Below are 12,437 nucleotides of genomic sequence, written 5' to 3' on the forward strand. Positions count from 1 at the left end.
CAGACCGTACCGAGCCGTCCTGGCGAGGTCGCGGCGGGCTGGGCAGCCGCGACGACACTTCAGCTCAGGTCGGCGTGCGGGTGAGGAACCCCGGCGTGCAGGGCTGTCCTGTCAGCGGGCGTCGGACAGGGGCGTCTGCCGACTTGGCGGCGTGTCCAGTTCAGTGGTTCCCCTTCCTGGTAAAGACGAGTCCGTCCCGGTCGTAGGGGCTCTGGGCCACGAGGGTGCCGTGGGCGGTCCCGAGGAGCTCCGCGTGCAGCTGATGGGGCAAGGTGGCCACCTTCTTGCCGGTCCGGGCGTCCAGGCCCACGAGGGTGAGGGTGTCGTCGTCCTTGGTGCCGGTGAGGAGGTAGACGGTTCTGCCGTCGCTGAAGCCGCGCCGCCCGTCCTCGAGCACGATCCCGGGCACTTCCCAGCGCTTGTGGCCGGCTTGGTCGTACGCGGTCACGCCCTTCCCGGAAGCCACCACCACGATCGAGTCGTCCTTGGCCCGGACCTCGCCACGGACCTTGGCGACCCGTCGGCCGGTCGCCCCGTCGAGGAACAGGACGGTTCCGTCGCCGTCCCGTCCCTTGCGGGAGAGCACGACGTGCTTGCGCAGGCTGTACGCGGTCGTGCCGTACGCCTTGCCCAACGAGACCACCCACTGGACGGAGCCCTTGCGGGGGTCGACGCGCATCAGGCGGCCGGCGTCCGTGTAGGAGTCCACCTGCTCGTCGAAGAGGGCGTACTTGCCGCCGAAGTCCCCGGAGTCGAAATCATCGGCCGTTTGTATGTAGCCGTCCCGCGACCACCGCATCTTGCCCGACTCCAGGTCCAGAACGGTGACCCAGCCGTATGACGAAGCACTGGAAACCAGCACTGCATCGGCCCGCGGGCGAAACCTGTGGGTCCCGAGCTGAGTGATCGCCTCGGTGAGTCTGGTGGCCCAGACCGGCTTTCCGGTTCGTCCGTCGAGGCGCGCCACGAATTCGCCCACCACGCTCCGGTCGTCTCCGGCGGGCGTCATGTTCATCCAGTTGACGATGAAGTCGCCGTCGACGGGCCAGGCGCGCTCGGCGTACGAGGACTGCTTCTTCGACCTCCACCGTTCGGCACCGGTGGCAGGATCGTAGGCAACCAGTGCCGTCTTGTCGTCCGGCAGCATCAGCATCACACCGGACCCGACGGCGATCGGCTTGTCGCTGAGGTCCCGTGCCTTGGAGGCGAACGTCCTCGGACCGAAGGGCCCCGGCTCGGCCTCCGAAGCCTTCTGCGCGGCAGAGGTGCGAGGCGGGTTGGAGTCCGTGCCGCAGGCGGTGACGACGGGAACGGCGACCGCTGCCAGCAGGAGACCGGCGGCCACGCGAGGGCCAAGGGACGAGGGCATGGCGCATTCCTGGGGCGAGAAGGCCTGACCGGGCGCGGGCGATGCCCCGTAACTGGTCAGTGATGTGGACGGGATGGGTGTGACGGGTCCGTCCGGTGCGTCGGTCGTGTGACGGCCGACGAGCCGAATTGCGGTGATCTACTCGTGTAACCGGCCGGGGTGATCTTCCTATCAGCTTTCGAAGCGCCCTGTCACCCCTCGCTGACCAGGCAATATCGAGCATGAGGCGGGATGCGGGCGAGTTCACCGCTGACCGGCGCCCGCCCGGCTGGGGCGGGACCTGATACGACGGTGCGAACACGCACCGGAAGTCAGCGGCCCTTCTTGTTCGGGTCGCCGCCGCGTCTCATCCCCGCCGTCACCGCGACCGGTCGAGGCCGATGGGGATCCACGGTGACGGTGATGACCTGGCCGGCTCAGCCCGTCCCTGGTCGGCATGGGAAGAGGCCCCGGCCGTACAACCGTTGGCCATCGGCAAGGGTCTAGCTATCCAAGGACTGTTCCCCCGGGAGACACCGTCCGTTTGCCCGCGTCCCAGCAGAGGATCTCTCCATGCCGATACCCCCACGTAACCGTCGCGCCTCCGGTTCCGTTGTCGCCGCCCTCGGCGCTGCCGGCCTGATCGTGCTGGCCGGGGCACCCGCCGCCTTCGGCGATGGAACCGCACCCGAACTGGTCGTGGGAGGCATCGAGCCGGTCCACGGGTTGAAGCCGGGGGACACCTTCGACCTGCCGGCCACCGTGGCGAACAAGGGCGTCGGGACCGCCGAGAAGGTGTGGATCTCCTACTCCGTCACCCGGGGACTCGACTTCGTGGACGTTCCCTCCAACTGTCGTGTACAGCACATTCGGTCCTACGACGAGATGCCCGAGAACTGGACCGCGACGTGCGCGTTCGACCAGGCGGTGGCGCCGGGCGTCGTCTACACGCCCGAGAAGCCTCTCCGCGTCAAGGTGCTGGACCGCGCGTACATAGACAGCCTGTTCGTGCGTGTCGGGACAGGCGGCTTCCCGATGGAGGACGAGAACGGAGATCCGTCGGTGGCGGGGACCGCGCCGGCGGTGAAACTGGTCGAGCAACCGGCCGGGCGCGAGGGTTCCGCGAAATATGTCGATGTGCCGATCACCTCCGTCAACACGGCCGACTACCAGGTGACGGGTGCCGCGTTGAAGGGGCATGTCGGTGACACGGTGACGATGAAGGTGAAGTTCGCCAACGCCGGACCCGCCTGGCTTTTCGAAGAGAAATTGGAACGGAGCGTCCAGATCATGATCACGCTTCCCGCCGGAACCTCGGTCGTGAAGCGCGACTACTACTGCCACGCCGACGGCGGGAAGTATCGCTGCCCCGCGCACGTCGGTATGTACATGGCTGAGGACGCCCAGATGACCTACACGTTCAAGCTGAAGATCGACAAGCGGATCGCGGGCGCCAAGGGTTCGATTGCGCTGACCACCGAACCGCGGCCGTTCGACCACAACAAGGCCAACGACAAGGCCGACATCACGCTGGACGTGACGGGTGGGGGGTCCACCGGCTCGACGGGCGGCTCGACAGGCGGCTCCGACGGCTCGACGGGCGGTTCGACCGGTGGCTCCGACGGTTCGACGGGCGGGTCGACGGGCGGCTCGACCGATGGTTCAGCCGGCTCGACCGGCGGGTCGTCGTCGACCGGTGGCGACGGAACGGCGACGAACGGCGGCAACCTGGCAGAGACGGGCTCCTCGGCGCTGCCGATCACGGGCGCGGCTGCCGCGGCAGTGGTCACGGGTGCGGGCGCGCTACTCATAGCGCGACGCCGCCGGGCCCGGAACCTCAGCTGACAATCGCCCCATGCGAGCGGTGGTACCGGCCCCGGGCCCGTGGTCCGGGGCTCCCACGCTGCGTCGGTCGGCGGCGCCTCGGGCCGGTACCTCCGTGGGACGGCCGGCCGAAGGGGGGTGCTCGAAGATTCCCCATGGCCGTGGAGTAGGAGCCCACGGCCATGGACGGACGAAGTGATGGTGAGGAGTTGCCGAGGAGGCGGCGGGTTCAATCGAGCCGGTCGCGCCTGGCGATCAGGAAGGTGCGCTCCGACTCGTTCCCGGTGAGCCGGGCCGCGGCGTCCAGGGCCTGAACGGCTTCGTCTGTTAGCCCGAGGCGGGCCAGGAGGTCACCGCGGATCGCGTGGAACAGGTAGTAGTTCCCGAGATCCAGGTCATCGACCACCCGCAGTGCCGCTGCCGGGCCCTGGACCTCGGCGAGTGCGACCGCGCGGTGCAGTGCGACCATCGGGCCGGCGTCGAAGTGCGCGAGTTGGTCGTACAGCGCGAGGATCTGAGTCCAGTCGGTGACGGGGTCGGTGTGCACGGCGTTGATCGCGGCCAGGATCTGGTAGCGGCCGGGCTGATTGCGGCGGAGGCACTCACGGACGATCGAGCGGCCCTCTGAGACCAGGTCGGGGTTCCAGCGTGAGCGGTCCTGGTCGGCCAGCCGGACCAGGGTGCCGTCCTGGTCGGTGCGGGCGTCGTGACGGGCCTCGGTCAGCAGCATCAACGCGAGCAGTCCCGCGGCCTCCGGCTCGTCCGGCATGAGGTCGACCAGCAGCCGGGCCAGACGGATGGCCTCGGCGCACAGCTCGGCGCGGGCCAGTTCGGCGCCGGAGGTGGCGACATAGCCCTCGTTGAAGATCAGGTAGAGCACCGCGAGCACCGCACCCAGGCGGTCGGGCAGATCGGCGTCCAGGGGCACCCGGTACGGGATCTTGGCGTCGCGAATCTTGGCCTTCGCCCGGACGATGCGCTGTGCCATCGTCGGCTCGGGCACGAGGAAGGCGCGGGCGATCTCGGGCGTGGTGAGACCGCCGAGCAGACGCAGCGTGAGCGCCACCTGCGCGGGGACCGCCAGGGCCGGATGGCAGCAGGTGAACACCAGCCGAAGGCGGTCGTCGCGCACGGGTCCTTCCTCTTCTCGTCCGTCCGGGCTGAGGAGCCGCTGGGCCTCGGCGTGCTTGTGCGCACGGAGCGATTCGCGGCGCAGCTCGTCGATGGCCCGGTTGCGGGCGGTGGTGATGATCCAGCCGGCCGGGCTGGGCGGCATGCCGTCGACGGGCCAGCGTCGCAGGGCGACGGCGAACGCTTCGGCGACGGCGTCCTCGGCCGTGCTGATGTCGCCGAGCCCGCGCACGAGTACGGCAACGGCTCTGCCGTACTCGGCGCGGAACACGGCCGCGATCTCCTGCGGTGTGGGACTCAATACGGCTCGATGTCCTGGAACGGGCGGACCTCGATCGGAAGTGTGGTCGCGGCGGCCGCCTTGCGGCCCCACGCCAGCGCGGCGTCCAGGTCGGGTGCGGTGATCACCCAGATCCCTCCGACGAACTCCTTGCCTTCGACGTAGGGACCGTCGGTGAGCATGCCGTCGGCGCGTACGACCGTGGCCGTGCCGGGCGCGTGCAGACCGCCGGTGAACACCCACGAGCCGCTTGCGCGGAGCTCCTCGTTGAGCCGGTGCAGATCGGCCTTGATCCTTTCCATGGCCTCGGGGTCCGCCGTGCCTTCGGGCTGGTAGATCGAGAGCAGGTACTTGCCCATGGATGCCTACTTGCGGGAGTAGCGGGCGATGATCACGCCCTTGGTGGTGGTGACGCTGTCAGTGAGCTCGAACTCGGTCAGCGGGGCCGGCCCCTCGAACAGCCGCATGCCGGTGCCCAGGGTGAGCGGGTGGATCAGCAGCTGGTAGTTGTCGACCAGGCCGGCAGCGTGCAGCTCGCGGACGAGTGTGGCGCTGCCAATGATCGTCAGGTCCTTGCCGTTCTCCTCCTTGAGCTTGGCGACGGTCTCGGCGGCGTCGCCCTGCAGCAGGATCGAGTTCTGCCAGGCGTCCGCGTTCTCCAGTGTCCTGGAGCAGACGTACTTGGTCGCCGCGTTCATGTGCGTGGTGAACGGGTTGTCGTCCTTACGGGTGCTCCAGGCGGTGATGAAGTCCGTCCAGGTCCGGTGTCCGAACAGCATGTCCGTGGGCTTGGACATGCTCTTGCCCATCTCCATGCCCATGACCTGGTCGTTGTACGTGCCGCCCCAGCCCCCGTGAGTGAAGCCACCGCGGGTGTCCTCGTCCGGACGGCCGAGACCTTGTACGACCCCGTCGAGAGTGATGGACAACGTGGCGTTGACCTGGCGCATGACGTGCTCCTCGCTTCGGCGGACCGCACTTCCGTGGCCCGTTTCACCCCCTACACGAAGGGCCACCCGCGAAATCGACACCTACGCCGAACCTTTTCTGCCTCGCTTACTCCGAACCGAGGAAAGGGGCACGTACGACACCTGACTACTCGGGTTTTCCGACGTGACCCTGACAAGGGGCTCGTCGTATGATCGGCTCCCTTGATCACGAGAGGCTGGGGGGCACGGGTGGGGGCGCGGGGGAACGGATGGCTGCTGGTGTGCGCGGCGCTGTCCTTGTGGGGGCTCACCGGCTGTGCGGGCACGGGTGGAGGGGCGTCCGGTGCTCAGACATCGAGCGGCGCCCCGGCGACCTCCGCTGCTGCGGGACGACCGCTTTCCGCCCAGGCTCTCCAGTCCATCGCACTCACCGGTGACGACATTCCGGGCAACAGAGGTGTCTCGGCGGACGTGCGGGCGCACGCGGACGTGAAGAGCACCTTCCCGCCGGTCTCGGACAGCTCCTGCGCGAAGCTGCTCGACGCACTCGGCGCCGGCGACGCGTCGGCTGTCGTGGACCAGGTCTTCAACTGGAAGGGCAGTATCTGGGCGGGCGGCGGCACCCTCGCGTCCTACGCGGGCACGGATGCCGAGAGGGCCTTCGCCCGTGTCCGTACGTCAGCGCCAGCCTGCCACGACTACACCGGCGTCGGCTTCACGGGGAAGTACACCGCGCATCTGGCGTCGGAAACCATCCCCCACCTCGGCGACGAGTCGATCGCCTTCCGGATCACCGTGCCGGTGAAGCAGGCGCCCGGCCTGCGCAGTGGCCGCCGCGTCTCCGTACGCAACGAGCAGCACGTTCTGGTGAGAGTCGGTGACGTGACCGCGCACTTCACGATGCTGGACATGGACCATGAGGACCGCTTCCCCCTGGCCCTCATCCGCAAGGAAGTTGCCCGCATGGCACAGGCCCAGCGCCGCTGAGGCGGGACGCCCCACCACGAGCGACGTGGCCCTCTCAGTCGGTGCCGGGCTGGACGAGCTTGAACGCCAGGCGTGCCGCCTTGCGTTGGGCGGCCTGCCGCAGCCGTGTCGAGGCGGGCGCCGTGCGGGTCGACGGGCGCGGACCGGACGCGAGCCGGGGGAAGAGCAGTCCGGCGTTGAGATGGTTGACGGCTTCCAGCGTTGTGGCATCGACGCCGGTGTCGAGACCGTTGGCGAAGTACTGTCCGGCCGGGGTGGGTGCGAAAGGCCAGTCGCTGCCGAAGAGGACGTGCCCGGTCCGTGCGAAGGCGAGCAGGGTGGGGAGAGCCGCGGGGCTGGAGGACAGGGCTGTGTCGAAGTAGAAGGAGCGGAAGTCGTCCAGGACGTCCAGCGGGCTGCGTCCGGTGTCGTTGGCGATGGTGACGGCCATGCGGTGGGAGGAGTAGGGGACGAACCCTCCGGCGTGGCCGAGGATGAACCGGATGTCCGGGTACCGGCGGACGACACCGTTGCGGACGAGGAGGTAGGCGGCGCGGGTGGTGTCGAGGAGGAAGTCGGCGGCGAAGGGCGGAATGCCGTCGACCGGGGGAGCGGGCAGCTCGGCGGGATGGACGAAGGCGACGGCGCCGCGATCGTTCAGGACCTGCCAGAGCGGCTCCTGTCCTTCGGCGCCGAGATAGATGCCGCGGTTGTTGGCCAGCAGGGTCACCCCGTCGGCGCCGAGTTCGTCCAGGGCGCGTGCGGCCTCGGCGGCGGAGGCCTCGACGTCGGGCAGGGGCAGCGTCGCGAATTGACCGAAGCGGCCGGGATGGTCGGAGACCAGGGAGGCTGCGTGGTCGTTGAGCCGGCGGGCGAACCCGGCGGCCTCCCCGGGATCCGTGAGGAAGCCGACTCCGGGTGTCGAGACCGACAGCAGTGCCGTGCCGACACCCACCAGGTCCATGAACTCGAGAGCCGACTCCGCGCTCCAGTCGGGCAGGGCGCGCCCGCCTGCTTCACCGATGCCCGACGTGGCGAGCGCGTCGCGGTAGAAAGAGGGAATGACGTGCTGGTGGACGTCGATGCGATGGGGCGAGTGAGCCATGGCGCGGCCTTCCGTACGGGAGAGGGGATGCGGCGAGGAGGCGTGCCGGACCTTGTTGCCGGGCACGCGTTCGACCGGGGTGGCCGGGGCAGCTGCGGTGCGGGTGGATCCCCGGCCCGGGTCGGGCTGAGATGACGGGCCCCGGAGAGTGGTCCCTCGGACGAACGCGGCGGACAGGGGGCCGAATCTGTTGAACCGGGCTTGGGTCTTCTGGCCGGCTTGTATCGGGGGTGCGGTGGTCGTGCTGCTGGTCAAGCCTCCGTACCCAGAGGGGAGTCCGGTGCTGTCGGCACCGCGAAGGGCGATGGGGTGGTGCGGGACGTCGTAGGTCTCGTGGCGGGTCGTGCCGGTGCGTGTCTCGGACAGGCCCCCGATCGGTGTCGCGCCCGGTTCGGCGGCCCGGCCGTGACGCCGGAGAAAGCCGGAGCGTCGTAGAGTCCGCAGGAGCGGTTCATTGACCGTTCCTGGCGGCCATCCGGCTCGCTGCCTCGAACACCAGACGCGCGTGGAGTTCGAACAGAGCGACCAGGTCGACCGCGTCCCCGTCGATCTCCCGTTGCACGAACAGTCCGTCGGCACCTGCGACGGCATAGGTCGTCACGGTGGAGACGGCGTCCTCGTCCAGCATGGGGAAGAATCTCGAGACCGTCTCGGCGATCTTGGTGCGGGCGATCTCGCGGACCTGCAGGAAGACGGTACGGCCTCGCGGTTCGGCGGGGCGTCGCTCCAGGGCGAGCATGAGGCCCAGGCGTAGGAAGTCGGGGGCGTCCACGAGGGACTTGGCGACCCTGACCGCCATGGCGACCGCCTGCTCCAGCGGTGTGCCCAGGTCCTCGTCCGGCAGCGCGACCTCCGCGAGCCAGGTGTCGAAGCTCCGCTCGATCACAGCGGCGATCAGGTCGTCCTTGTCCTTGAAGTGCCAGTAGATGGAGCTGGCGGGCAGACCGCACTTGGCGCTGACCGCGGCGATCGAGGTGCCCTCGTAGCCCCGCTCCCCGGCGATCTCCACGGTCGCGTCGAGGATGCGCTGGCGCGACTCCACGCCGTTCGCGCGCTTCTTCCGTGTCGTCTGCGCATGTGTCATGTGCCAGGCCCTCCCGTGTGGTGTCTGCGAGCCCTTGACCGTATCGCCGAGCCATGCCTACCGTAGCACTCACTCCAATTGGAGTGAACGCTACATTAAGAGCCGTACGGCGTGATCGACAGTGAGGTGGCCTGGTGAGTGAGATCAGGGCCGGGACAGCAGCCCAGGACGGGTCCTACGACGTGGCGGTGATCGGCTACGGGCCCACGGGGGTGACCGCCGCCAACCTGCTGGGGGCGGCGGGACTGAAGGTGGTCGTGCTGGAGCGCGACGGCGAGATCTTCTCCCGCGCCCGGGCCATCTCCACCGACGAGGAGGTCGTACGCATCTGGCAGCGCGCCGGGCTCGCCGAGCGGCTCAAGCAGGACATGCTCACGGAACGGCCCGTGGACTTCGTGGACGCGTCCGGCCGGTCCTTCATCAGCGCGCGCCCCACGCCGCGCGGCCACGGGCACCCGCCGCAGATGTTCATCTATCAGCCGGCCCTGGAGCAGGTCCTGCGTGACGGCGTGCAGCGCTATCCCAACGTCGAAATCCTGTTGCGACACGAGTGCCTGCGGGTGCGCCAGGACGCCGACGGCGTGGAACTCACGATCGCCGGAACGGCCGACGACACCGTCCGCCGGCTTCGGGCCTCCTACGTCATCGCCGCCGACGGCGGGTCCAGCCTCACCCGGGCGCAGCTGAACATCGGCTATGAGGGCACGACGTACGAGGACCGCTGGGTCGTCATCGACACCAAGATGCTCAAACCCTGGCCGGACCACGACAAGCTGCGCTTCCACTGCGATCCCGCCCGCCCGGCCGTGGACTGCCCCACTCCCTTGGGCCACCACCGCTACGAGTTCCCGCTGCTGCCCGGCGACGACGAGAAGCAGCTGACCACCGAGGACGCCGTCCACCGGCTGGTGGCCCGCTACGGCATCGGCCGGGACAGCATCGAGGTGCTGCGGGCCACCGTCTACAGCCACCATGTCCGCTTCGCGACGCGCTTCCGCGTCGGCCGGATATTCCTCGCGGGGGACTCCGCCCACGCCATGCCGCCGTGGATCGGCCAGGGCATGGCCGCGGGCGTGCGCGACGTGGCGAACCTGAGCTGGAAGCTGGACGCCGTCCTGCGCGGTGAACTGCCCGAGAGTGTCCTCGACAGCTACGAGGCCGAGCGCAAGCCGCACGTCAAAGAGGTCACCAAACGAGCGGTCCTCGTCGGCCGTGTCATCACCGAACGCCGCCCGCCCGTCACGCGCGTCCGCAACACCGTGCTGCGCGCCCTGAACCGCGTCCCCGGCTTCAGTGACTGGATGCAGGACGCGAACTGGATCCCCGTCGCCCGGTACGACGCCGGCCTCCAAGCCCCTTCCCGTGCCAAGGCGACCGGCCACCAGGTGCCCCAGCCCTGGGTCACCGACGCCGGCGGCAGACGGGTCCGCCTCGATGATGCCCTCGGCGGCCGGTGGCTGGTGCTGCACGCCCGCGCAGCCGCGCCCGCGCCCGCCTGGGACATCCCCGGCGTGCCCGCGCTGACGGTCACCCCGGCAGGCTCCGGGCCGGCCGCGGACACGCTCGTCGACAGCGACAACGTCCTGCTGCCGTGGATGGCCGTGCACGGAGCGGCCACGCTCGCCCTGCGCCCCGATGCCTATGTCTACGCGTCGGCCCCCGCAGGCCTGCGGCTCCCGCCCCCGCCGCCCGGCTTCGCGCCGTCCCCGATCCGCCGCCCGACCGCGGCCACCGCCCAGTGAGGACACCTGCACCATGACAACGACACCGATTTCCCTGCCGACGATGCGGGAGACGACGTACGACGTCGGCGGACGGAGGATCTTCGCCGCCGAAACGGGCGACGGTCCGGCGGTCCTGCTGCTGCACGGCGGAGGCCCCGGCGCCTCGGGCGTCTCCAACTACGCCCGCAACATCGCCGAGTTGGCCAAGGAGTACCGGGTCATCGTGCCCGACCTGCCCGGCTACGGACGCAGCACCAAGGGCATCGACGCCACCGACCCCTTCGGCGACCTGGCGGCCGGCATCCTCGGTCTTCTGAACGAACTGGGCCTGGAAAAGGCCCACTTGGTGGGTAACTCCTACGGCGGCGCCTGCGCCCTGCGGCTGGCCCTGGACACACCCGACCGCGTCGGCCGGATGGTGCTGATGGGGCCCGGCGGGATCGGCACCACCCGAGCCCTGCCCACCCCGGGCCTCAACAGCCTGCTCAACTACTACGGCGGCGACGGACCCTCACGGCTGAAGCTCGAGAAGTTCATCCGCAACCACCTCGTCTTCAACGCGGCGGACGTCCCCGACTCCGCCATCGACGAGCGCTACCGAGCCAGCATCGACCCCGAAGTGATCGCCGCACCGCCCCTGCGGAGGCCCTCCGGTCCGGGCGCCGTACGCACCTTGATGAAGATGGACTTCACCCGCGACCGGCGGCTGGCCCGACTGCCGGTGCCCACCCTGGTGCTGTGGGGTGCGCAGGACAAGGTCAACCGGCCCTCCGGCGGCCGGATGCTGGCCGAGCGCATGCCCAACTGCGATCTCTACCTGGTCGCGAACACCGGGCACTGGGTCCAGTTCGAACGCGCTCAGCTGTTCAACCGGCTCTGCGCCGACTTCCTGGCAGGCCGCCGATGAGCGCCCCCGCTCCCGCCACCGCCTCGGTCTTCGGTGCCGTCCACCTCGGCTACATCATCATCGAGACCAACCGCTTCACCGACTGGCGCCGCTTCGGCACCGACGCCATCGGCATGCACCACGACGCCCTCTCCCGCGACCTGACGCGCTTCCGCCTCGACGACCAGGAGTGCCGTTTCCTGCTGCGGCGCGGTCCCGCCGAGGACGTCGTCACCACAGGCTGGCACATCGACGACCACACCGCCTTCGAGCGGATCGAGGCACGGATCCGGGCCCACGGTGTCCCGCTCACCGCGGGCACCGACGAGGAAGCCGAACTGCGCGGCGTCGAACGCCTGTTGCGCTTCGCCGGCCCCAAAGGGATCACGCAGGAGATCTACACGACACCCCGCATCTCGGCCGCGCCCCTGCGCATGGTGGCCTCGGGCTTCGTCACCGGCGACTCCGGCATGGGCCACGTGGCGATCACCTCGACCAGACCAACGCAGATCCGGGGCTACTTCAACACCGTCTTCGACGCCCGCCTCACCGACTACATCGACGAGACCATCAGCGGCGTCAAGCTCAAGATCCGCTTCCTGCGCGTCAACGAACGTCACCACTCCATCGCCGTGGCCGCGACCGCGGGCCTTCCCCTCGACCCGATCCGAACCCGGGTCCAGCACCTCAACATCCAGGCCGCGACCCTCGACGACGTCGCGCAGAGCTACCAGCGCGTGCACGAACTCGGTTTCGACATGGCCCTGTCGGTGGGCCAGCACACCAACGACCGTGAACTGTCGTACTACGCGCGCACTCCCTCGGGCTTCGAATGGGAGGTCGGCTGGAACCCCCTGGTCGTCGACGAAAGCACCTGGGAACCCACCACGCACCGGGGAATCAGCACCTGGGGCCATCTCCCCGTCGGCCAGACCATCGTGGACAAGCTCGCCCAGTTCCGGGCCGGAGCGCGTTCCCTCACGCGCTCCGAGGACACCGTTCCGGCTCTGAGCGGTGCGGGAATCGCCGACGACTGATCGGCCATTGTGGTCGCTCCGCCCCGCTCCGTCTCGCTCCGTCCCGCGCGGAGTGACCATGCGCGGACGGAGATCGCCCAACTCGCGGTGGCAGGACCGCGTCGGCTTCGGTCCGGGAACGGC

General features: G+C 69.4%; 11 protein-coding genes. 5 read left to right on the forward strand and 6 right to left on the reverse strand.

The window, feature by feature from the left end; all coding sequences use genetic code 11:
• Nucleotides 1-160: 160 nt before the first annotated feature.
• The gene (locus IO36_RS32695; protein WP_078943585.1) at nucleotides 161-1,369 is read right to left on the reverse strand and encodes an outer membrane protein assembly factor BamB family protein; all 1,209 of its coding nucleotides are present in this window, start codon (nucleotides 1,367-1,369) and stop codon (nucleotides 161-163) included.
• Between the two features lie 552 nt (nucleotides 1,370-1,921).
• Here IO36_RS32695 and IO36_RS47160 point away from each other — a divergent pair.
• Complete coding sequence (locus IO36_RS47160) at nucleotides 1,922-3,193, forward strand: hypothetical protein (protein ID WP_037625240.1); 1,272 nt, start codon at nucleotides 1,922-1,924, stop codon at nucleotides 3,191-3,193.
• A gap of 208 nt (nucleotides 3,194-3,401) precedes the next feature.
• Here IO36_RS47160 and IO36_RS32705 read toward each other — a convergent pair whose 3' ends face one another.
• From IO36_RS32705 to IO36_RS32715, 3 genes are read right to left on the reverse strand one after another with little or no spacing between them, the layout of a single operon-like run.
• Nucleotides 3,402-4,604, reverse strand: a complete 1,203-nt coding sequence (locus IO36_RS32705) for an RNA polymerase sigma factor (RefSeq protein WP_037625242.1) — start codon at nucleotides 4,602-4,604, stop codon at nucleotides 3,402-3,404.
• On the reverse strand, nucleotides 4,601-4,942 hold the full coding sequence (locus IO36_RS32710; RefSeq protein WP_037625244.1) for a YciI family protein: 342 nt from the start codon (nucleotides 4,940-4,942) through the stop codon (nucleotides 4,601-4,603). The genes IO36_RS32705 and IO36_RS32710 overlap by 4 nt, the downstream gene beginning before the upstream one ends.
• Nucleotides 4,943-4,948: 6 nt before the next feature.
• Entirely contained in the window at nucleotides 4,949-5,533 is a 585-nt protein-coding gene (locus IO36_RS32715; protein ID WP_037625246.1) for a dihydrofolate reductase family protein, read from the reverse strand.
• A gap of 450 nt (nucleotides 5,534-5,983) precedes the next feature.
• Here IO36_RS32715 and IO36_RS32720 point away from each other — a divergent pair, with 450 nt between their 5' ends.
• Nucleotides 5,984-6,499 carry a hypothetical protein gene (locus tag IO36_RS32720; RefSeq protein ID WP_037625248.1) on the forward strand — a complete coding sequence of 172 codons (516 nt, stop codon included), beginning with the start codon at nucleotides 5,984-5,986 and terminating at the stop codon, nucleotides 6,497-6,499.
• 34 nt (nucleotides 6,500-6,533) lie between these two features.
• Here the strand turns inward: IO36_RS32720 and IO36_RS32725 are convergent, their stop codons facing one another.
• A complete protein-coding gene (locus IO36_RS32725) occupies nucleotides 6,534-7,583 on the reverse strand; it encodes an amidohydrolase family protein (protein ID WP_037625250.1) in 1,050 nt (349 codons plus the stop codon).
• A gap of 451 nt (nucleotides 7,584-8,034) precedes the next feature.
• Nucleotides 8,035-8,667, reverse strand: a complete 633-nt coding sequence (locus IO36_RS32730; protein WP_037625251.1) for a TetR/AcrR family transcriptional regulator — start codon at nucleotides 8,665-8,667, stop codon at nucleotides 8,035-8,037.
• 134 nt (nucleotides 8,668-8,801) lie between these two features.
• Between IO36_RS32730 and IO36_RS32735 the strand changes: the two genes are divergently transcribed.
• Genes IO36_RS32735 through IO36_RS32745 form a run of 3 tightly spaced genes read left to right on the forward strand, consistent with a single transcriptional unit; the run spans nucleotide 8,802 to nucleotide 12,314 of the window.
• Nucleotides 8,802-10,409 carry a bifunctional 3-(3-hydroxy-phenyl)propionate/3-hydroxycinnamic acid hydroxylase gene (locus tag IO36_RS32735; protein ID WP_037625254.1) on the forward strand — a complete coding sequence of 536 codons (1,608 nt, stop codon included), beginning with the start codon at nucleotides 8,802-8,804 and terminating at the stop codon, nucleotides 10,407-10,409.
• Between the two features lie 13 nt (nucleotides 10,410-10,422).
• Nucleotides 10,423-11,298 (forward strand): alpha/beta fold hydrolase, encoded by an 876-nt coding sequence (locus IO36_RS32740; RefSeq protein WP_037625256.1) that lies wholly within the window; start codon nucleotides 10,423-10,425, stop codon nucleotides 11,296-11,298.
• The gene (locus tag IO36_RS32745; RefSeq protein WP_037625258.1) at nucleotides 11,295-12,314 is read left to right on the forward strand and encodes a VOC family protein; all 1,020 of its coding nucleotides are present in this window, start codon (nucleotides 11,295-11,297) and stop codon (nucleotides 12,312-12,314) included. Before IO36_RS32740 ends, IO36_RS32745 begins: the two co-directional genes overlap by 4 nt.
• Nucleotides 12,315-12,437: the final 123 nt, after the last annotated feature.

Source organism: Streptomyces aureus (assembly GCF_000725495.1).
Classification (GTDB): domain Bacteria; phylum Actinomycetota; class Actinomycetes; order Streptomycetales; family Streptomycetaceae; genus Streptomyces; species Streptomyces aureus_B.

Bases quoted from the DNA above. Each gene is read 5' to 3' on its own strand.
- IO36_RS32725 (WP_037625250.1), bottom strand. From the start codon at position 7,583: ATGGCTCACTCGCCCCATCGCATCGACGTCCACCAGCACGTCATTCCC.
- IO36_RS32730 (WP_037625251.1), bottom strand. From the start codon at position 8,667: ATGACACATGCGCAGACGACACGGAAGAAGCGCGCGAACGGCGTGGAG.
- IO36_RS32740 (WP_037625256.1), top strand. From the start codon at position 10,423: ATGACAACGACACCGATTTCCCTGCCGACGATGCGGGAGACGACGTAC.
- IO36_RS32715 (WP_037625246.1), bottom strand. From the start codon at position 5,533: ATGCGCCAGGTCAACGCCACGTTGTCCATCACTCTCGACGGGGTCGTA.
- IO36_RS47160 (WP_037625240.1), top strand. From the start codon at position 1,922: ATGCCGATACCCCCACGTAACCGTCGCGCCTCCGGTTCCGTTGTCGCC.
- IO36_RS32710 (WP_037625244.1), bottom strand. From the start codon at position 4,942: ATGGGCAAGTACCTGCTCTCGATCTACCAGCCCGAAGGCACGGCGGAC.
- IO36_RS32695 (WP_078943585.1), bottom strand. From the start codon at position 1,369: ATGCCCTCGTCCCTTGGCCCTCGCGTGGCCGCCGGTCTCCTGCTGGCA.
- IO36_RS32745 (WP_037625258.1), top strand. From the start codon at position 11,295: ATGAGCGCCCCCGCTCCCGCCACCGCCTCGGTCTTCGGTGCCGTCCAC.